Source organism: Streptomyces sp. NPDC002206 (assembly GCF_053593595.1).
On record NZ_JBSFCW010000034.1, the window covers coordinates 1 to 19,770 of the forward strand.

At 68.5% G+C, this 19,770-nt stretch carries 19 protein-coding genes; 3 read left to right on the forward strand and 16 right to left on the reverse strand.

From position 1 onward, the window contains the following. Positions 1 to 61 precede the first annotated feature (61 nt). The gene (locus ACWCP8_RS34400; protein ID WP_451120261.1) at positions 62 to 880 is read right to left on the reverse strand and encodes a GNAT family N-acetyltransferase; all 819 of its coding nucleotides are present in this window, start codon (positions 878 to 880) and stop codon (positions 62 to 64) included. A gap of 92 nt (positions 881 to 972) precedes the next feature. On the opposite strand from ACWCP8_RS34400, the gene ACWCP8_RS34405 reads away from it, so the two are divergent. After that, complete coding sequence (locus tag ACWCP8_RS34405) at positions 973 to 1,533, forward strand: GNAT family N-acetyltransferase (RefSeq protein ID WP_356003239.1); 561 nt, start codon at positions 973 to 975, stop codon at positions 1,531 to 1,533. A 104-nt stretch (positions 1,534 to 1,637) separates the two neighbouring features. Here ACWCP8_RS34405 and ACWCP8_RS34410 read toward each other — a convergent pair whose 3' ends face one another. The 10 genes from ACWCP8_RS34410 to ACWCP8_RS34455 all read right to left on the reverse strand — a co-directional run bounded on the left by ACWCP8_RS34410 (position 1,638) and on the right by ACWCP8_RS34455 (position 11,478). Continuing rightward, entirely contained in the window at positions 1,638 to 3,191 is a 1,554-nt protein-coding gene (locus ACWCP8_RS34410) for a type VI secretion protein (RefSeq protein ID WP_451120201.1), read from the reverse strand. Between the two features lies 1 nt (position 3,192). After that, positions 3,193 to 4,611, reverse strand: a complete 1,419-nt coding sequence (locus ACWCP8_RS34415; protein WP_352268700.1) for an ATP-binding protein — start codon at positions 4,609 to 4,611, stop codon at positions 3,193 to 3,195. An 18-nt stretch (positions 4,612 to 4,629) separates the two neighbouring features. Then, positions 4,630 to 6,180 (reverse strand): SCO6880 family protein, encoded by a 1,551-nt coding sequence (locus tag ACWCP8_RS34420; protein ID WP_352268701.1) that lies wholly within the window; start codon positions 6,178 to 6,180, stop codon positions 4,630 to 4,632. Beyond that, a complete protein-coding gene (locus ACWCP8_RS34425) occupies positions 6,177 to 7,490 on the reverse strand; it encodes a hypothetical protein (RefSeq protein ID WP_451120263.1) in 1,314 nt (437 codons plus the stop codon). The genes ACWCP8_RS34420 and ACWCP8_RS34425 overlap by 4 nt, the downstream gene beginning before the upstream one ends. A 52-nt stretch (positions 7,491 to 7,542) precedes the next feature. Then, on the reverse strand, positions 7,543 to 8,415 hold the full coding sequence (locus ACWCP8_RS34430; protein WP_451120203.1) for a hypothetical protein: 873 nt from the start codon (positions 8,413 to 8,415) through the stop codon (positions 7,543 to 7,545). Positions 8,416 to 8,600: 185 nt separating this feature from the next. After that, the gene (locus ACWCP8_RS34435) at positions 8,601 to 8,915 is read right to left on the reverse strand and encodes a hypothetical protein (RefSeq protein ID WP_030924923.1); all 315 of its coding nucleotides are present in this window, start codon (positions 8,913 to 8,915) and stop codon (positions 8,601 to 8,603) included. A 302-nt stretch (positions 8,916 to 9,217) separates the two neighbouring features. Beyond that, on the reverse strand, positions 9,218 to 9,874 hold the full coding sequence (locus ACWCP8_RS34440; protein WP_352268706.1) for a DUF402 domain-containing protein: 657 nt from the start codon (positions 9,872 to 9,874) through the stop codon (positions 9,218 to 9,220). 308 nt (positions 9,875 to 10,182) lie between these two features. Further along, positions 10,183 to 10,434, reverse strand: coding sequence for a DUF397 domain-containing protein (locus tag ACWCP8_RS34445; RefSeq protein WP_451120205.1), 252 nt, complete (start codon positions 10,432 to 10,434; stop codon positions 10,183 to 10,185). Further along, entirely contained in the window at positions 10,427 to 10,615 is a 189-nt protein-coding gene (locus ACWCP8_RS34450; protein WP_451120207.1) for a DUF397 domain-containing protein, read from the reverse strand. Before ACWCP8_RS34450 ends, ACWCP8_RS34445 begins: the two co-directional genes overlap by 8 nt. An 11-nt stretch (positions 10,616 to 10,626) precedes the next feature. Continuing rightward, positions 10,627 to 11,478 (reverse strand): Scr1 family TA system antitoxin-like transcriptional regulator, encoded by an 852-nt coding sequence (locus ACWCP8_RS34455; RefSeq protein ID WP_451120209.1) that lies wholly within the window; start codon positions 11,476 to 11,478, stop codon positions 10,627 to 10,629. Between the two features lie 213 nt (positions 11,479 to 11,691). On the opposite strand from ACWCP8_RS34455, the gene ACWCP8_RS34460 reads away from it, so the two are divergent. Next, a complete protein-coding gene (locus ACWCP8_RS34460) occupies positions 11,692 to 12,147 on the forward strand; it encodes an ATP-binding protein (protein WP_451120211.1) in 456 nt (151 codons plus the stop codon). A 61-nt stretch (positions 12,148 to 12,208) separates the two neighbouring features. On the opposite strand, the gene ACWCP8_RS34465 is transcribed toward ACWCP8_RS34460, so the two are convergent. Next, positions 12,209 to 13,708, reverse strand: a complete 1,500-nt coding sequence (locus ACWCP8_RS34465) for an MFS transporter (RefSeq protein ID WP_451120212.1) — start codon at positions 13,706 to 13,708, stop codon at positions 12,209 to 12,211. 123 nt (positions 13,709 to 13,831) lie between these two features. Between ACWCP8_RS34465 and ACWCP8_RS34470 the strand changes: the two genes are divergently transcribed. Then, a complete protein-coding gene (locus tag ACWCP8_RS34470) occupies positions 13,832 to 14,581 on the forward strand; it encodes a TetR/AcrR family transcriptional regulator (RefSeq protein WP_352268802.1) in 750 nt (249 codons plus the stop codon). Between the two features lie 111 nt (positions 14,582 to 14,692). Here ACWCP8_RS34470 and ACWCP8_RS34475 read toward each other — a convergent pair whose 3' ends face one another. The 4 genes from ACWCP8_RS34475 to ACWCP8_RS34490 form a co-directional block, all read right to left on the reverse strand. Next, a complete protein-coding gene (locus ACWCP8_RS34475) occupies positions 14,693 to 15,286 on the reverse strand; it encodes a DUF4328 domain-containing protein (RefSeq protein WP_451120213.1) in 594 nt (197 codons plus the stop codon). 274 nt (positions 15,287 to 15,560) lie between these two features. Then, complete coding sequence (locus tag ACWCP8_RS34480; RefSeq protein ID WP_451120215.1) at positions 15,561 to 16,625, reverse strand: type III polyketide synthase; 1,065 nt, start codon at positions 16,623 to 16,625, stop codon at positions 15,561 to 15,563. Positions 16,626 to 17,248: 623 nt separating this feature from the next. After that, positions 17,249 to 18,454: a cytochrome P450 gene (locus tag ACWCP8_RS34485; protein ID WP_356003265.1), complete on the reverse strand. Its 1,206-nt coding sequence runs from the start codon at positions 18,452 to 18,454 to the stop codon at positions 17,249 to 17,251. Positions 18,455 to 18,704: 250 nt separating this feature from the next. Further along, entirely contained in the window at positions 18,705 to 19,706 is a 1,002-nt protein-coding gene (locus tag ACWCP8_RS34490; RefSeq protein ID WP_451120217.1) for a DUF1259 domain-containing protein, read from the reverse strand. Between the last annotated feature and the right edge of the window lie 64 nt (positions 19,707 to 19,770).

The window sequence follows — 19,770 nt, forward strand, 5'->3', positions numbered from 1 at the left end:
GACGCCGCCGAACAATTATTCCGGGAAAGCCCCGCACCTCTGGTGCGGGGCTTTTCTGCGTTTACGGGCCGGCCGTTTCCTGCCGCGGCGACCATACATAAGGGGTCGTGGTGGTGACTGCGTGGAAGCCCAGGCGGCGCAGGATCGGTGCGCTGTCGCTGGACGCGTCCACTTGCAGATAAGTGACTCCGCGGGCTGCTGCGATGTGGGCTCGGGCGGCGACCAGAGCGCGGTAGATGCCACGTCCGCGCCAGGCGGAGAGCGTCGAGCCGCCCCACAGGCCGGCGAATTCGGTGTCCGTGCGGAGGACCAGCCAAGCCGCGGAGACGACTTCGCCGTCCGCCTCGGCGACCAGGACGACGAGGTCGTCCGGGGCAGCAGCGACGCGGCCCGCCAGGTCGTCACCGATCATGGTCAGGTCCTGGCCCCAGATAGTCGATTCCAGTGCCGCAATGCGGTGCATGTCCGCGCGTTCGGTGACCTGGCGGAGTACAACGCCGTCCGGGAGTACGGGCGGTGATGCCATGTCCTTGGCGCGGCCGATGAGGACGGTCTCCTCCGCCTCCGCTGCAAAACCTGCGGCGCGCAGGCGGTCGGTGAGGTCGGACGGCAGGTCATGGCCGCGTATCTTCCACTCCACCGCCTCTCCCCGGGCGGCGAATCGGTCACGCTGACGGGCGATCAGTGCGTCGAGTTCGGCGCCGCGTACCTGCACGTCGCGCGGGGCGCTGATGAAGCCGCGGAACTGGCCGACGGTCCGGGTCAGGGGACCGTCCTGTTCGTAGCTGACTCCCGCCGGAGGGTTGGGCGGCACGCCCCGCATCTGCTCGTCATAGGCCGCGAGCAGGCCGGCCATCTCGTCGTTGATCTCGTCATCCATGTCTGTCACGGGAGTAGACGGTACGAGCTGAGGTACGGGGCGGGGGCAGGAATTCGATTGCTGGGAGACATGGGGAGGGGCAGGATCCGTGCATGGACTATGTGATTCGCCCTGTGCGCGCCGAGGAATGGACGCTCGCCAAGGAACTCCGGCTCGCCGCTCTGCAGGATCCTGTGGCGCCGGTGGCCTTTCTGGAGACGTACGAGCAGGCTGTGGCCCAGCCCGACGAGTTCTGGCAGGGCCGCACGGCCGGTGGGGCCGAGGCCAGTGGTGACGAGGTGCGTCAGTTCGTCGCCGAGGCGCCCGACGGGAGCTGGGCGGGGTCGATCAGCGTGCTTGTCGAGCGGCCGGACGAGGATCTGCGGTTCGGCGAACCGGCCAAGGTCCACCAGGCCCATGTGGTCGGGGTGTTCGTGCGGCCGGAGGCGCGGGGCAGCGGGCTGACCGAGCAGTTGTTCCGCGCCGGGGTCGAATGGGCGTGGTCACTGGGCGAGCCGCGGATCGAGCGGGTGCGGCTCTACGTGCATGAGAACAATCCGCGGGCTGCTGCCTTCTACCGGCGGTTCGGCTTCGCGCCGACCGGGGAGACCCTTGCCGTACCGGACGATCCGACGGCGCTGGAGCTGGAGTACGAGATCGTCCGCCCCGTCTGACGTCTTCAGTGCTGGTGCGGTCCGCTGTCGCCCCGGACCGGATTCGGCCGGTTCAGGGGCTGTTGCCCGAAGTCCCGGTCCTGGCCGCGGCTCCGGCCACCGAGTTACGGCTGGAGCGGGGACGTCCAGCGGGCTCGGGCCTGTTCCTTCGAGCGGAGAAGAACCAGCGTCGGCAGGGCCTGGTCCTGGTTCGTCGAGAGCAGCTCCGGGAGCTGGGGAAGAGGCGCCACAGCCGCGACATCGTCGAGGACGAGCGTCATTGGTGGGTCGAGCCGACCGTCGGTTGACCGTGCGGCCATGCGGCGGCCGTGCTCGACCACGTGTGAGGCGAGGGCGGTGAGCAGCGGCATCGCACCCGGTCCGGAGCGAGGGTCCTCGATGGGTTCACCGACCACATAAAGAGTGCCCCCTTCGCTCGCAAAAGATTCCAGCGCGAGCGAATCGGATCGGTTCGGCGTGCAGGCTTCGCGGATGTGGACCGAGGAGAGTGCGGCGAACGCCCGTACCGTCAGCTCCTGCGCCATCTCCCGGCGTTCAGGATGACCGGTGAGCGCGGACTCCAGCAGGCCGGCGAGGCCGGAGGCGGCCTTGGTGTGGGTGCGGAGGAGTCGTACCGGTTCATGGGCGTTGCCACCGAGGGCCCAGCGGTGGACCTGGCGGAACGGCCGACCGTCTATGGCGGCGGCGTGCAGCCAGCACTGGAGGAGGGTCTCCGCGGTCTCGGCCGTCATCGCGTCGATACGGGCCTGCGGCCGGACCGGGGCGAGGAGGGCGATGGCGCGGGCGGCGGCCGTGTCCGGTGCTTCGCACCCGGCGGTGGGGGACCAGTGGAGGCGGGCCGGGGTGTCGCAGAGGTGGCCCGGGTCGTAGACGAGGACCGGGCCGAGCTTGGCGCGGGCGTCCTTCGTCTCCTCCCAGACGGTGGGGTCGGACGTGACGACGAGAGCGGGTCCGTCGGCCTCCCGGATGGCCTGTACGACGGCGGGGCGACGGGTGGCGGCCGGGCCGTAGACGACGAGGGGCGTGCGCGGGGAGGGGACGACCGGGGTGAGGGGGAGGAGCTCTGTCCGGGGGCCGGCCTCGGCCGGCGCTTCCGTTGCTGTTGCTGTTGCTGTGGCCGTGATCGCGGGGGCCGGCTCAGCAGCAGGAGCAGGAGCAGGAGACGGCGTCGCAGGGGCGGTTGCTTCCACCATTCCCACCGATTCCACCGCAGCGGGCTCTGCGCGCCGAGTGTGCTCCGCGTAACGCTCCTCATGATGTTCCTGACGGCGCTCATCCCGCCGGCGTGCACGTACCACTCGCCAGCGGGTCACCACGCCCATCGCGAACACCGTCAGCACCATGAGCACCATTAGCTCGCCGATGAACAGGCCCCAGAACAGCCCGTATCCGGAGAGCTCGCCCGCCGGTGTGTCGGGCCAGGCGGCGGGCATGTCGTGCGGGGACGCCGCCAGCCGGCGCATCGCCAGTGGGGTCTCGGTGAAGGTGACGCCCTTCGGCCAGGTGCCGTGCGTGAACAGTCCGGACAGGCCGGTGGCCGTCCAGACGAGGACCGTCAGCCCGAGCAGGAAGCCCAGCAGGCCGACCAGCAGACCGTCCGGGACGCCGCCGGTGCCGCCGGTGCTCGGTCCGGTCTGCTGTTCTGTGCGTCCCGCCATGTCATGCCACCGTTGACTCGGACGACTCGTTGAGCCGTTGCTGATGCTCAATACGTGCCGCGCGCTGCTCCGCCTCCAGCTCCGCGGCTCGTACGTCCTCCGGCAGGAGATCTGCGGCCGAGGACTCGGTCATGGCACGGTCGGTGTAGACGAGGGGGCGTTCTGCCTCGGTGATCAGGTGTTTGACGACCTGTACGTTGCCGTTGACGTCCCAGACCGCGATGCCGGGGGTGAGGGTGGGAATGATCTCGACCGCCCAGCGGGGCAGGCCGAGTACGCGCCCGGTCGCCCTGGCCTCGTCGGCCTTCTGCGCGTAGATCGTCCGGGTCGAGGCCATCTTCAGGATCGCCGCGGCCTCGCGTGCCGCGGCCCCGTCGACCACGTCGCTGAGGTGGTGGACCACGGCGACGAACGACAGGCCCAGCCGTCGGCCGAACTTCAGCAGGCGCTGGAAGAGCTGGGCGACGAACGGGGAGTTGATGATGTGCCAGGCCTCCTCGACCAGGAAGATGCGTTTCTTCCGGTCGGGCCTGATCCAGGTGTGTTCCAGCCATACGCCGACGATCGCCATCAGGATCGGCATGGCGATCGAGTTGCGGTCGATGTGCGACAGGTCGAAGACGATCAGCGGAGCGTCCAGGTCGATGCCGGCCGAGGTCGGGCCGTCGAACATGCCACGCAGGTCACCGTCGACCAGTCGGTCCAGGACAAGGGCGACATCGAGGCCCCAGGCCCGTACGTCGTCTATGTCGACGTTCATCGCCTCGGCGGACTCGGGCTCCGGGTGGCGCAGTTGCTCGACGATGTCGGTGAGTACCGGCTGCCGGTCGGTGATCGTCTCGTTGACGTAGGCGTGCGCGACCTTCAGCGCGAAGCCGGAGCGCTCGTCGAGGCCGTGGCCCATCGCGACTTCGATGATCGTACGGAGCAGGGCGAGCTGACCGGTCGTGGTGATCGAGGGGTCGAGCGGGTTGAGCCGGATGCCGCCGTTGAGGGCTGCGGTCGGGTCGAGCCTGATGGGGGTGAGGCCGAGCTCCTGGGCGATGAGGTTCCACTCGCCGACGCCGTCCTCGCCCTGCGCGTCGAGGACGACGACCTGGCGGTCGCGGAACCTGAGCTGGCGGAGCACGTACGTCTTCTCCAGCGCGGACTTGCCGTTTCCGGACTCCCCGAGCACCAGCCAGTGCGGGGCGGGGAGCTGCTGTCCGTACAGCTGGAAGGGGTCGTAGATGTAGCCCTTGCCGGAGTACACCTCGCGGCCGATGATCACGCCCGAGTCGCCGAGTCCGGGGGCCGCGGTGGGCAGGTAGACGGCCTGGGCCTGCCCGGTCGAGGTTCGTACGGGCAGCCTGGTCGTCTCCACCTTCCCGAAGAGGAAGGAGGTGAAGGCATCCGACAACGCGGACAGAGGATCTCGCATGGCGTGACTCCCTCTCGGTTAGCGACGGATGCCGGTGGCGAACGGCAGCGTGTTCACAAAGGCGCGGTGGTGCTCGCGGTCGCACCACTCGAGCTTCAGGTACGACTTGCCGGCCGAGGCCCGGATCGTCCGCTTGTCGCGGGCGAGGGCCTCGGGTGATCGCGACGACACGGTGATGTACCCCACGATATTCACCCCTGCGGCGCCGCTCGCGAGATCTTCACCCCGCTGGTCGAGCCTGCCGTGGGCGGCGATGTCGCGCGGGTCGACCGTCCGGTTCATCTTGGCCTGGCGGCTCGCCTCGGCCTCGTCGTTCGTCTTCTCCGTGAGCATCCGCTCGATGGCGACCTCGGTGGGTTCGAGGTCCATGCAGACCGCGACGGTGCGGATGACGTCCGGGGTGTGTACGAGGAGAGGGGCCAGGAAGTTGACGCCGACGGGCGTCATCGGCCACTCCTTCACCCATGCCGTGGCGTGGCACCAGGGCGCACGGGTCGTCGACTCGCGGGTCTTGGCCTGCAGGAACGTCGGCTCGACGGCGTCCAGCTCGGCGGGCCAGGCGTTGCGCTTCGTCATCGCCTGGATGTGGTCGATGGGGTGGTCGGGGTCGTACATCGAGTGCACGAGCGAGGCAAGTCGGCTCTGGCCGAGCGGCTGGCGTACCCGGATGTCCGCCTCGGCGAGGCGCGCGCAGATGTCGGTCAGTTCGCGCGCCATGACGACGGCGAGGCCCGCGTCCCGGTCGAGCTTGCGGCCGGCCTGCGGGCGGGCGGCGCGGGCCATGGCGTTCGCCTCGGCGGCCAGTTCGCGGTTGAAGTGCATGCAGGCGACGAGGTAGGCACGGTGCTGTTCGCTGGAGGTGGAGACCATCGACTGGAGCTGGTCGTACGACTCCTGCAGCCAGCCCGGGGCCGCCTTGTCGCCGCGCTGGGCCACGTCCTTGGCGTGAGCGTCGGGGTCGGCCGGGAGGGTGCGGGCCAGCATCTGAATGCGGGTCACGAAGCCGTCGCCGTTGGCCACATGCTTGAGGAGCGTGCCGAAGCGGTCGACCAGCGCCTCCTGGTCCTCGCTGTCGCGCAGCCCGACGCCGGGCCCCTCGATCTCGATGGCCGCGGTGACGGTGCGGCGGTCGGCATGCAGTAGTACGGCGATCTCGTCCGGGCCGAAGGGCGCGGCCAGCCAGTTGATCCGGCCGATGCCGGGGGGCGGCCCGATCTCGACCTCGCGGCCGTCGGCCCGTACGCCGGCTTCCATGGCGACGGAACGGTATGTGGTGCCGCGGCGCAGGGACCGCTTGAAGCTGCGGTTGATCTCAAACCATTTGTAGAAGGTGCGGTGCTTGTACGGCACGTACACCATGGCCAGCGCCATCAGTGGGAAGCCGGTGAGCAGCACGATCCGCAGGGACAGGACGGGGACGATCAGCCCGCTCATCATGCCGAGGAACGCGCCGACGATGATCAGCGCGATCTCGCCGGTCTCGCGGTTCTTGCCGACGATCGCGTTCGGCCGGGCCCGGCCGATGAGATACGTACGGCGAGGCGTGACCGGATGGGACTGGGTCGTCAACGCCCTCCACCTCCTGTGCGGTTGTTACCTGAGTTGCCTGTACCGCCGCCTCGGGTGGCGCGGCTGCTGTGCGGGGTGCCCGAGGTGGGTCCCGATCCGCTGCGGGGCGGAGGTGCGGCGGAGGGGACAGATCCGCCACCGCTCCCGCTCCCGGCGCTGTTGCGGGAGCTGTGCGCGGCCACCCCGCCGCTGACCGGGTTGGCGGGCCTGCCACCGCTGTTGCCGCCGCCCTGTCCGCCGTTGTCTCCGCCGCTGCGGCTGCTGTGGGTCTTGATGCCCTGGGAGACGAGAGCGGCAGGGGAGCTGATCAGGGCGGCGGCCTGGGCGCCGTCGGTGGCCTGCTTGCGGTTGGTGCGGGCACCCTGGATCTCGTCGCCGAAGCCAGGGACGAAGCGGTAGATCATTGCCGAGGCGAAGATTGCGAGCAGGATGATGGCGAGGCCGGAGACGACGGCGGAGAACGCGTTCGGTCCGCCGTCGGAGGAGAGCGCGCCGGCCAGCCCGAGCACGATGACGATGACCGGCTTCACCATGATCACCGCGATCATGATGCCTGCCCAGCGGCGGACGTGGCCCCACATGTTCTTGTCGACGAGACCCGAATAGACGACGACGCCGAGGAGCGCGCCGACGTACAGCAGGGCCGCCCGGATCACGAGCTCCAGCCAGAGCACGCCCGCGGCGAGGATCGACACGAGCGAGACGACGATCAGCATGATCGGCCCGCCGCCGATGTCGGAGCCCTTGCTCAGCGCCTCGGCGAACGACCCGAAGAAGACATCGGTCTGCCCGCCGGAGGAGGACGCGATGACGTCGGTGACCCCATCGGTCGCCGAGACGACCGTGTAGAGGATGAGCGGCGTGAACGCGGACGCGAGCACGGTCAGCCAGAGGAACCCGACAGCCTCGGAGATCGCGGTGGCCACCGGAACGCCACGGATGGCGCGCTTGGCGACGGCGAGCAGCCAGAGGACGAGGGTGAGCACGGTGGAGGCGGCGAAGATGACCGCGTACTGCTGCAGAAACTTGGGGTTCGTGAAGTCGACGTTCGCGGTGCCTTTGACTGCGTCGCTGAGCTTGCCGACGATCCAGGCGGCGGCGTCGGCGCAGCCGCGGGCGAGGGAGGACAGGGGGTCGAGGGCGTTGGCGGCGTCGTCGGGGGAGGTGGTGCTGGGGCTGCCGGCGTCGCCGTTTTCGCAGTAGTCCCTGGCCGGGCCGACGATGAGGCTGCAGTTGTCCTTGGAAGGCGAGCCCGATGGCGTGGGCGACGGTGAAGGTGCCGCGGCAACACGGGTCGCCAGGATCACCATCGTTGCCTGGACGCTGGCCAGGACCGCACCGATTTTGACTAGGTGGCGTGGACTAGCGGGCATAGGTGAACCCTCCGTACTCCTCGACAGCCTTGGCGATCTCGTCGGCGTTGGAGGCCGTACGGTCGGTGTTGACTGGCGCCGGTCCCTCCTTCTGGGAGAAGCTGTCGACCTTCCAGTCGTTGGCTTCCCACTGGAGCTTCAGCGTCATGGTGAACCAGTCGTTGCTGACCGGGTTTGTCGAGCTGACACCGGCTGTGCCGAAGACCCCGGTGCACCACACCTCCACAGTGGTGGAGGTGGCCGAGGACTGGGTCACTTTGGTTCCGACAGGAGCGGTCCGCGAAACGTAGGTCATGCCCGCGGCGGCGTTGCCGTCCTCGTCGAGGCCGACCCTGTCGAGGAAGTTCTTGTTGTACGCCTCATTGAACTTGGCTTCGAGTTCGTCGACTCTGCTCGCGACGAAGACCTGCCGCACGATCGCGGCACGCTGGACCGGCTTGAGGATGTCGGCGGACACGAGCGCCACCGAGTAGTTCGCCGCCGCGCTCTGCGCACCCTGCTCATCGTGCGCGAACCCCGACGCGATCGTGCCGTTCTTCCCCGTCACCGGCTTCGTGCCCGTCGCCGCGGTGGGCGCCGCCCCCGCCTTGTTGCCGCCGCTCCCGCCCGAGGAGCCGCTGTCGTCACCGCTCCCGCCCAGGTTCGCGAACGCGATAGCCGCGACGAGCAGAACGACCACACCGACCACCGTGATCAGGGACCGCGAGCTGCGGGCCGGGCGGCGGCTGCCGCCGTATCCGTCGCCGCCTGTGCCGTCGGCGAATCGGGTACGGGTCTGGCGCGTACCGCCGAGAGTGCTGTATCCATCGTCTGTACGGCCCGAGCGCGAATCGCTGCCGTAGCCGTCGTCGCCGAGACTCATGCCGCGTAGGCCCCCTCAACCATGTGCGATTCCGCGTGGTACGACGGTAGCCGTACTGGTTTCCGCGTGGGCGCGGTGTGGTGACTCGACATCAGGGAGACGCAACCTCTGTCGGTGGGCACGACGGACGGGTGGTGTGGGAGCGGAACCGGAGCGGGGGCGCATCCGGGCAGGCTGACGGATGGTTAGATGGCCATGCCGTAGACGATGGTGAACAGGGTTCCCAGCGATCCGATGATGAACACACCGGTCAAACCAGCAACAATCAGGCCCTTGCCCTGTTCTGCGCTGAACGTGTCGCGCAGCGCCGTCGCGCCGATGCGCTGCTTGGCCGCTCCCCAGATGGCGATGCCGAAGCAGAGCAGGATGGCAACGGCCATGACGACCTCGATCATCACCTTGGCTTCGTCGCCCAGGGCTCCGAACGGCCCCCACTTGGGTGCGATGCCGTTGATGATGGTGCTGATACCGCCCTTATCAGTGTCAGCTGCCAGGACCATGTAAGTCACCGCCCCTGTTGGGTAGTTCACTGCCCCTGCCACATGGCACGGGTCACTCTCCATCTTCGCTGATGAAACCGTCCTGGTGCGACGACTTGGCGGCTCTCTTTCATGGGATCTCGCACGTTTGACCGGTCCGACCGCTCTGACCTGCGGATCGAATCCGTGTGTGACCACATATGTATGGTTACTCTGTGTATCACGGGGGGTGACCCCGGGCAACGATCGGCATCCCGCCGCCCTGGCCGAGGCCCCCTCCCTTCCGTGACTGCGCCCATCAGGGCAGGCGAGTTGAGGGAAAGTCAGAGAATGGGGCGGCGGGGACCCGGCGGGCGGGGCGGTGTCGTCCAGGTCCTCGGCGGCCGGAAGTCGCACCAGGAGCCGTCGAAGGGAAAGGTTCCGGCCTCGACGAGCCGCGCGACTCTCGTGCCCTCGGCGCGGATGGCTGCCGCTTCATCGGCCGACCAGTAGACGGGGTGGCCGGTCTTCTCGGCGAAGGATTCCTCGTCCTTCCACTGCCAGGACCGGTCCGGCGCCACATTGATGTCGAGCTCGTGGTCGGCGATGTCGATGTCGTCGCCGTGGTGGACGCGGCGCTCCAGATTCACGTACCAACCACGGAACTTCCCCCTGCGGCCGAAGAGCCAGAGTACGGAATGCGCGGCACCGGTGGGCTGGTAGAACAGGGCGCTGCCCATCGGCCAGCGGCCGGGGACCACCGGGTATCCGGCGGCGGGTCGGTCGTCCGGGGCGATGTCGCGAAGATGTGCGCCGCCGGGGAGCTCCGTGCGCCACATGGGTGCGCCTGTCTCCATCCACACCAGCTGACCCTCGTCCGTGCGCTCGACGAGGCGTACGGGTACCGAGGCACTCAAGTGGCCGCCGATGAAGAAGTTCCAGTGCAGAATCCGGCCCGGTACGTCTTCCGTGATGTTTATCGAGCGCGCGAGACGGTTCATGGATCAGTCCTTGCTGCCGGGGCCTGACGGTGACGATGTGCTCTGTTGTGCCCGGACAGCAGCGAGTTCAATGCGCGGACGAGTTCGTTGCGTAGCGAACGTTCGCCGGTCGGAGGAACGGAGGACAGTTCCGGACAGTTCCGGAGAAGCGGTCAGTGAGTGGCGCATCGCCGTCGGGAGAAGGAACGCTCCCGGTTCCACCGGTACCCCTTGCCGCCGGGACTCGGTGATCGGAACCGGGCACGCTGCCACCCGGCACGGTGTTCCGCACGCCGGCTCGTGCTGTCTGGCAGGCCGGCGCCGAGCAATCAGGACGGGGTGGCCGGGCCCTGGTTGTCGTGTTCGGCGAAGTGGTCGAACTCGCCGGCCACGACGCCCTTGGTGAAGGCCTCCCATTTCGTCCGGGTGGTCGTGACGATGTTGGTCGGGTCGCTGGTCTCTCGAAGGTGGACGAGCTCGTCGGGGCCGAAGGCGAGTTCGATCCAGGGGCCGGGGCCCTCTGTGTCCTCGGGAGCGGCGCGGACCCAGGTGAGTTCGGCGGGGGTCGCCCGGTCAGCCATGGTGGGCGGTGTCCTTGACGGTCCGGATGAGGGCGGCCCAGGCGGCGGGGGTGGTGTGGAGTATCGCGCCGGTGGGATCGCTGCTCTCCATGACGTTGATCGTGTCGTCGTGGGCGGCGACGTGTATGCAGGCCTCGCCTTGCGCGCAGTAGGACGACCTCTGCCAGGTGGATGCTGCCATCTCTGTTCCTTTCACAGGTCCTGGGCGATGTTGTGGATAAGTTCTCGCGAGTGCTCGGGGCTCAGCGCAGCCGCGTCGAGCCGATCGAGTAGGAGTCGGTACTGCGACAGTTGGGCCTCGGAGGCGATGAACACCGGGCCGTGGGACTGGTCGAGCTGGGCGGTATCGAGTGCGGGCACCGGTCCGCGTACGTAGTACAGCGACTGCCCCGAGCCCGGGTAGTACGTGGCTTCGAACGGGATCACGCGCATGGTCACGTGGGTCTGTTCGCTCACCTTCAGCAAGTGCTGAAGCTGGGCACGGGCCACATCTGCGCCCCCGAACCGCATGCGGAGTGCAGCTTCATGAATGACCGCGTGATAGGGGGCGGCGTCCTGCCCGTACAGCACCGTCTGGCGTTTGATGCGGTACGAGACGCGGTGCTCGATCTCAGGCGGTGACATCTCGGGCACGGCCTGCCGGTAGATCTCCCGAGCGTGATCGACCGTCTGCAGCAGCCCAGGGATGTGGATGCTGTGCGCCGCGTGGAGGCTGGTGCCGTGGTGCTCGATCTCGGCGAGGTCGAGGAGTTTGGGCGGCAGGATGTCCCGGTACTCCTCCCACCAGCCACGTTTGCGGTCACCAGTCATGGCGACCAGAGCTTCGATCAGCGTTGGATCCGTGCACGAGTAAGTGTGGGCCATGACGCGTACGCGGTCGGCGCTCACCCCGAATCGCGCCACTTCGATGTTGCTCAACTGCCCGGAACTGGTGCCGAGGAGGTCTGCTGCCTGCGTGGTGGTCATCCCGGCCCGCTCGCGCAGTTTGCGCAACTCGGCGCCGAGTCGGGCGCGGCGCGCGGTAGGGGCGGCCCTGCCTGCCATCTCGAACTCTCCTCAGAAATCTAACGAGTTGGTCTGTCACTCACACGAGTGGATCTCTTCAAGGATTCCGGTCAGCAGACGCAAAGAATCCTTGCGGGAACCTAGTCTCTGATCCAGGCCACCCGCCCGGAAGTACCCCGCTCGACGGAGCGGCCTCGTCACCGGGCAAGCAGAAACGCACGATCCAACTTCCCTCCGCGATCGGAGACTTCCATGGTCCTGGCCACCGTAACGCCGCCCTGGACGTACACCCTCCAACTCCCACAGGATCCCCGTGCCCCCGGCGTAGCTCGCGCCACCCTCCGTACCGTCCTGCGCGTACACGGCATGAGCGAGCTCGCCGAAACTGCCGAACTCCTGGCGAGCGAGCTGGTCACCAACGCGTACCTGTACTCCAAGGGCCCGTACTCCCTACGTCTGCGCGATGCCGGGCGGCATCGGATCAGACTGAGCGTCCGGGACACCAACCCGCACATCCCGGCACCGTTCGAATGGAGCGCGGAGGCCCCGGCGGAGCTCGCCGAACGTGGGCGCGGGCTCTACCTCGTGACCCTCTGGGCGGACAGCTGGGGCGCGCACCCGATGCGCGGCGGCCTGCCGGGGCAGGGCGGGAAGCTGCTCTGGGTGGAGTGCGCAGCGAAGGCGGGGAAAGAGAGGAAGCACGGGTAGCGGGGCCTCATCCGGTGACGCGGATGAGGCCCCGCTGGTGGGCGCCGGTCGTTCGGCGACGTCAGGCGACGAGTTCGGACTCCTCCGCCGGGGCCGCGGCAGGCTCGGGCTTGGTGTCGCGCATGACCAGGGTCGCCAGGAGGGCGGCGGCGAGGACGCCGATCGCGCTGACGGTGAAGGTGGCCGACATCGAGGCGGTGAACGCCTCCCGGGCGGCGTGGACGAGGCCGGTGTCGCCGTGGGCGGCGGTCAGTGCGCCGGCGATCGACTGCTTGGCCTGCTCGGGTGCGTCGGCTGGCATCTCGCTGCGGAAGCCGCTCGTCAGCAGCGAGCCGAGGATCGCGATGCCGAGCGCGGTGCCGGCCTGCTGGATGGTGTCGTTGAGGGCGGAGCCGACGCCGGCCTTCTCCGGCGGGATGGTGCCCATCAGTGCGCCGACCGCGGCCGGCATCGCGAGGCCGGCGCCGAGGCCGAGCAGTCCGAGCGCGACCGCCGGGACGGTGAAGCCGGAGTCTGCCGAGACGGTGGTCAGCAGTGCGAAGGAGGAGGCCATGACGAGCATCCCGGCCAGCACCAGGAAGCGGTTGCCGATCTTCGCGGCGAGTCCGGCGCCGACGGTGTTGCCGATCAGCGCGGCGACGGCCAGCGGCACGAACGCGAGGCCCGCCTTGACCGGCGAGTAGCCGAGGACGAACTGCAGGTACTGGGTGAGCACCAGCAGCAGGCCGCCGTTGCCGATCTGCACGAGGGTCAGCGAGAGCGAACCGCCGCTGAAGTTGCGGTGCTTGAACAGGACCAGCGGCACCATCGGTGCGGGGGTGACGTTCTCCCAGACCACGAACCCGCCGAGGGCGATCACCGCGACGGCCAGGGTGATCGCCGAGCGGCCGCCGAAGGCGCCGTGCTGCGGGAGCTCGATGATCCACCAGATGAGGGCGGTCATGCCGGCCGCGGACAGCACCGCGCCGAGCGGGTCGGGCTTCTGCCACGGCCCCTTCGACTCCGGCATGAGGATGAGGGCCGCCAGGACGGCCAGTGCGACGACCGGGACGTTGATGAAGAAGATCGAGTGCCAGGAGAAGTGGTCGATCAGCACGCCGCCGAGCACTGGGCTGCCGACCAGGCCGAGCATCGACACCGAGCCCCACGCCGCCATCGCCTTGGGGCGTTCCTCCTCGTCGAAGACGGTGATGAGGATCGACAGTGTCGAGGGCATGATCAGCGCCCCGCCGACGCCCATCGCGACCCGCGCAGCGATCACCTCGCCGGGATTCGTGCAGAAGGTCGCGGCCAGCGACGCCGCCCCGAAGAGCAGCAGGCCGATGATCATGATCTTTCGGCGGCCGAACCGGTCACCGAGGCTGCCGGAGGTGAGCAGGAGCCCGGCGAATACCAGGATGTAGGAGTCGAGGATCCACTGGATGTCCTGGGCGCTCGCGCCGATGTCCTCGGTCATCGACGGCACCGCGACGGTCAGCGCCATGCTGTCGATCACCAGGACCAGCGTGCTCAGGCACAGCACGATGAGGATCCACCAGCGGCGGGGATTGCGGGTTTCCATGGGATTTCCTTTCGGCTGCGCACGCTGTTCCTTCGATGCGCACACTGTACGCAACTGGGCACAGCGTGCGCAACCCTCCTTCATGTACGCTGGATGCGAACGGTGTACGCATTAGGAGGCGCCATGACCGCCAGGACGAACCCGATCCCGTCCGTGTGGGCCCGGCAGCAGCCCGCGCCCGACCAGCCCGCACTCAGCCGGGCCGCGATCGTCCGCGAGGCGATCGTCATGCTGGATGCCGAGGGCATCGAGGCGCTCAGCATGCGCAAGCTCGGCGCCCGCCTGAACGCCGGCGCGACCTCCCTCTACCGGCACGTCGCGACCAAGGACGAGCTGATGGAGCTCGCGGTGGACGAGGTCGCCGCTGAGATCACCGTCCCCTCCCCGGACTTCGTCCGGGGAGACCCCGAGGCCGACAGCCCCGGCTGGCGCGCCGCCGCCACCGAGGCCGCCCGGTCCTTCCGGGCGACGGCCCTGCGCCACCCGTGGCTGTCCTCGGTCCTCGGCCAGGCGGGCCTCGCCTACCTGGGCCCCAACCTCATGTCCTTCTCCGAGCGACTGGCCGCCCTGTTCACGGCCGCCGGCTTTCCCGAGCCGAGCCGTGCGATCGACACCGTCCTGTCGTACGTCATCGGCATGAGCACCACGGAGGCGGCCTGGCTCACCACGATCGCCCGCTCCGGCGAGACCGAGGCCGACTTCATCGCCCGCCTCATGCCCGCCGCCCAGCGGGCCGCGGCCGACCACGACCACCTCGCCGACGCCTACGCCGCTCCCGTGGCCCTCGACCCCGTCGAGATCCGCGAAACCAAGTTCGCCTACGGCCTGGAAGTCGTCCTCGACGGCCTGGCGATGCGGCTTCCGCGCGACTGAATCTGAACCCGTGCAATCGGGTTACGCAGGTGTCGGCGAGCGTCAGATGTGGCCCTCGGGCCGGTCGGCCCAGCACTCGGTGCCGACCTACGCGTAACCGTTGCAGGGCGCTCAGGCAGCCGGTACCTGGGTCGGTACGTACGTGGCGACGGCCCTCGTCTGCGCGGCGGTGATCCGCTGGATGACCAGGATGACGAACACCGCGGCGATCAGATACAGAGCCTGGCTCGCCACCGAGAGAACGACGGAGTCGGTGTAGCTCGTGGAGGTGGCCATCACGGCTCCCACCATGTGCGCGATCCACGTCGCCCACCAGGCGTTGATGAGTGTGACGGTGGTGTCCGGGGCGGGGTCGTGGCCGACGGCCCGGTGGATGTCGAGAGCTATACGACGGGGTCGCCACCACATCAGTACCGGCGTGAACCAGGCGCCCACCGCCCAGCCCGGTGTGTGGGCGAACGGGCCGACCGACAACGCCTGGGCGTTGTACCGGCATCGGCGGAACCAGAGCAGGAAGGTGACGAGCGTGGCGAGCCCCACGAGGAAGGAGGCCGACACGTAGCGGGAGTAGAAGAGCCCGTCGTCGGTCGCATCGAAGAGCTTCGGCCGCGTGGGGTCGAGCAGGGCGTACAGCCCTATGAGGATCTGTGCAGCCCGCGCGAGCGACTGAGGGCTGCGGGGGACAGCATCGGATGGTCTTGTCATGGCCGGTGAATGTAGACGATCGGGATCGGCCGGATTTCGGTGGTACGGGAACGGGTGCGGGGCTGCGGTTCGCGGCAGGGCGTCGATATCCGGGTCCGTGAGCCGCCCCGCCGGCTCTCCCGGGCTCCCGCGGCAGCGAGCCATGGGCTGCTCCGCACGTACTGCCCCCGGTCCTCAGGCTGCGGAAGGCGCTTGAGGACCGGGGGTCGGGGCGGTGTGGTTGCGAGGCTCCCAGGTCGGGTTGCCGGGCGCCCACACCGTGCTGTTGAGCGGCTCAGCCCTCTGCCTCGGGCCCCGAGGTCCAGGTTCCCAGGGAGATCTCGGCGGTGATGCCCGGTCCGAAGCCGGCCATCATGCCGCGCTGGCCGTGGAGGGCTGATGCCTCGTCGAACATGCGGGCCAGGGCGTCGAGTACCACCGCACTGGCTATGTTGCCGTACTCGGTGAGCGTCGCCCGGCTGAAGCGGAACGCCTCGGGCGGCACGTCGAGGAAGAGGCTCAGGTCGTCCAGGATGCGCGGACCACCCGCGTGGATGATGTAGAAGTCCAGCTTGCTGGCGTTCCACTGGTGCTGGTCCGCGACAGCTTTGAGGGCCGGGGCCAGTGGCTCCATGGTCCCGGGCACGCGCTTGTCGAGCTGGAAGTGGAATCCCGTGGACCGGACGGCGTAGGAGATCCAGTCCTCGGTGTCCGGGATGATGTACGAACCGTTGCGCTCCAGGCGGATCCCGGTGCCGCCGTGGCCCCGTACCACTGCCGCGGCGATTCCGTCGCCGAACAGGCCGTTGGACAGCAGGGATCCCACACCCAGATCGGTGGGCTGGTAGCACAGCGAGCAGAACTCGCAGGCGACGATGAGGACGTTGGCGTCGGGGTAGGCCGTGCAGAAGTCGTGCGCCCGGTTGACGGACGCACCACCGGCGGCGCAGCCGAGCTGGGCGATCGGCATCTGTCGCGTCTCCGGCCGGAAGCCCATCTTGCCGATGAGCCATGCGGTCGGCGGAGGCATCATGAAGCCGGTGCAGGAGACGTAGATGATCAAGTCGATCTGTGACGGCTCGAGTTCCGCCTGGTCGAGTGCCTGGCGGACAACAGCCGGCACTCGGTCCTTGGTCTGCGCCTCGTAGACGATGCTGCGGGCATCGAACCCCGGGTGCTCCAGCACCTTTTCGATCGGCTGGATCAGATGCCGTTTCTGCACACCGGTGTTCTCGATCAGACGCAGGACGAGACTGAGCTGCGGATGGTCGCCGTGCAACCGTTCTGCCAGTTCGAGAGTTTCGTCCTTGGTGATGACGTACTCGGGAACTGCGATTGCCGGCTTGCAGAGTACCGCCATGGATCTCCTCCTAGCGGACGGTGGTCCACACGGCCGAGCCCTGAACAGGTCGGGGACATCCGCCGGCAGACGGCCGCCACTGCGGCGCGGTACGCGCGGGATTGCGCGAAGCGGGTCGTTGGTGGTTGCGGTGCCGCGATTCGGTGTCCCTGGAGTGGGCACGGACGGGCCGACCGACGAAAGACCAAGTTCTCACCGTATGGACGGAGGGTTTTCCGCCACACCTTGGCTGGCCCTCGCATCACGCTACGGCAGGCAGATGAGGGTCGCATTTCGGGCAGAACGCGCTGTCGGGACAGCCCTGATTGTTGCCGGGCCTGCCGTCCCCCCGGGGGTGACACCGGGCCGGTCAGGGCCCCTTCCGGGGTCGATGACAGCCCTTTCCGTGGTCGCGGCGAGCGGGCCCCGGAGCCGGGGTCGTCCGGCCCGCACACGACCCGTCCCGCCGCCCCTGGCTACGCGTCCCGTGGCGGGCGGGACACATCGCGCCGTGCGGGGCGTGGCACCACACCGGCGGGGCGGCCCCGCCGGTGTCCGCGTGCCGTCGCAGCGCTGCTTCACCTGATCGGCGCCGCCCTCGTTGCCGGACGTAAGGGGTCGGTGCCTTGCTGGAAATATCGACGTCACCAGGTGACGGGAAGTGCCAGCGGATAGCGCCAGATCGACGTCTTGTTCCAACGGACTTCTTCGGCCGGCTTCGCCAGCCTGAGATCCGGGAAGCGTTCGAGGAGGGTTCCGAGTGCGACTTGGAGTTCCGTGGCGGCGAGCGGGGCGCCGAGACAGTGATGGCCGCCCCAGCCGAAGGTCATATGGGACGGACCGTTGCGTTCCAGATCGAGCTCGTCGGGCCGGTCGAACTTCCGGCCGTCGCGGTTGGCCGTCAGATAGGAGACGTGCACGATGTCCCCTGCTCGGATCTTCACCCCGCTCAGCTCCGTGTCTTCCAGGGCGACGCGAGGAATGCCGACGCCCTTGCGGAAGGGGATGAACCGCAACAGCTCCTCGATGGCCTGCGGGAGCATCTCGGGACGCTCGCGCAGCATGGCGAGCTCCTTGGGCCGGGTGAGCAGGGTATAGGCGATGTTCCCGATCTGGTACGTGGTGGTGTCCTGGCCGGTGATGAGCAGGACCATGGCCATGACGGTCAGTTCCTGGTCGTTGAGGAGCTCGTCCCCGTCGCGTGCGGTGGCCAGCGCACTGATCAGGTCGTCGCCCGGGTTCTCGCGCCGGTCCGCCGTCAACGTCTCGAAGTACGCGCGGAGGTCGGCCTTGGCCCGTACCGCGTCGTCCCGGTTGTCGATGGTGGTGTCCATCATGGTCCGCGCGTGAGCACGCAGTTGCGCGCGGTCGTCCTCGGGGATGTCGAGGACCTCGCAGATGGTGGTCAGGGGCAGCGGGGCGGCCAGGTGCTCGAAGAGGTCGGCGGGCGAGCCCTGCTCCTCCATCCGGTCCAGCAGCTCATCCACGACATGCTGGGTGCGGACCTGCATGCGTTCCATGTGGCGCGGCGCGAAACCTTTGGAGATCAGGCTGCGCAGGCGGCTGCTGGCCGGCGGGTCCATCACGTTGATCGCCTCGTCCTGAACGATGGGTTCAGGAGTCATGCGCGGGAAGTCCTTGCCGATGATGGCACTGCGGCTGAAACGCCGGTCGGTGGTCACCGTGCGCACGTCGTCGTAGCCGGTGACGAGCCATGCCTCTCCGTCGCCGTGGGGCAGCCGGATGCGGGCAACGGGTTCTTCGGACTGCAGCTGCCTGAGCAGCGGGTCGAATTCGAGGGCCTCGGCATAGTCGAACGGGCAGTTCCGCGGGGTGGTGACTGGTTCCATACGGAGCTCCAGATATGGGTTCTGAGGGGTGATGCAGCACCTACCGGGATGAAGTAGGGCATAAGTATGTCGTGGGTACCCCGCAGACCGCCGGGGCACGCACCACTGTGGGGCAATTGGCCCACATGAAGGGGTCGCGGGCCGCCCCCGGTGATGGCCTGCGGGGCGGTGGGGGCGGGGCAGCCGACCGCGAAGAACCGTCACCGGCAGCACGGGGATGTCGTGGGGGCAGCAATCCGCCGTCTGCTCGTCACACGCCGCTGGTCGGCACCACGTTGGTGGCATCCACTGCGCAGCGCAGCGCTCCGGCGAGCTCGACGGCGTCGCCCACGGCCCAGAAATGGGTGAAGAACAGGCGGGGGCTCTCCGTCAAGTGGTGGTTGTGCAGCTCGACGAGCTCGATCCCGCCCCTCCGCAAGGCTCCCAGTACGTTCTGGACCTCCTCTGCGAGCATGACGCAGTCGCCGCTGAGCGCTACCCTGCCGTCTTTCAGCGGCTGGAAGATGAACGCGCTGGTCGCGCCCAGACCGGAGGGCAATACCAGATGGCCGTCGCAGATCGTCTCGCGGCGGGCGAAGACGGCCTTGTAGACCATGCCGTCGCTGGAACCCTTGGCGCCCAGCGCAGCTTCGATTCCGGCAATGTCCAGGTGGACGGGGCTCGGCGGGCCGGACGGTCTTGCCGGCGGGATGCCGGTGCGTTCGAATCCCGCGCTCAGGCCGCGCGCCAGGGCCAGTTCGTCATGGCCGTGTCCGTGGACGTGGACCCACCAAATGTCGGGGCTATGGGCGGGCAGATGCTTGTGGAGCGCGGTCTGCGCAATTCCATTCTCCTGCCAGGCGTCGATCACCCGCTGCAGTTCGTCCTCGGTGACCGCCACATCGCCCATGCACATCGTGCTGCCGTCGGCGTAGCGGACGAAGGCCACGTGCGCACCCAGTGCGAGCTCCGGTGTGATGACGATGTCGCCCTCGACGACGACGCGAAGATCGTCGCGGGGGAAGGGGGTGTGGTACGTCGTCCCTCGCAGCAGGTTGCCGCTGCGGCCCAGCACTTTCGCTACGGCCGCCCAGTCCGCCACGGTGGTGGTCACCGGCCTGACCCGCCGGTGGTTGTGCCCCCCGGCGGGCATCGCGCGAGCGACGGCCGAGCCCGGCCCGCCCAGCACCGGTGCCAGGGCGGCAGCGGCCAGCAGCCGCCGCCGAGACGTGGCCGCCTGTCGGTAGCTGTCCTGCTGTCGGTCTCCAGTCATCATCTGATCTCCTCCATGACGAGATGGAACCATGCGAGACAGCCAGGAAAGTGGTATCTCGCCA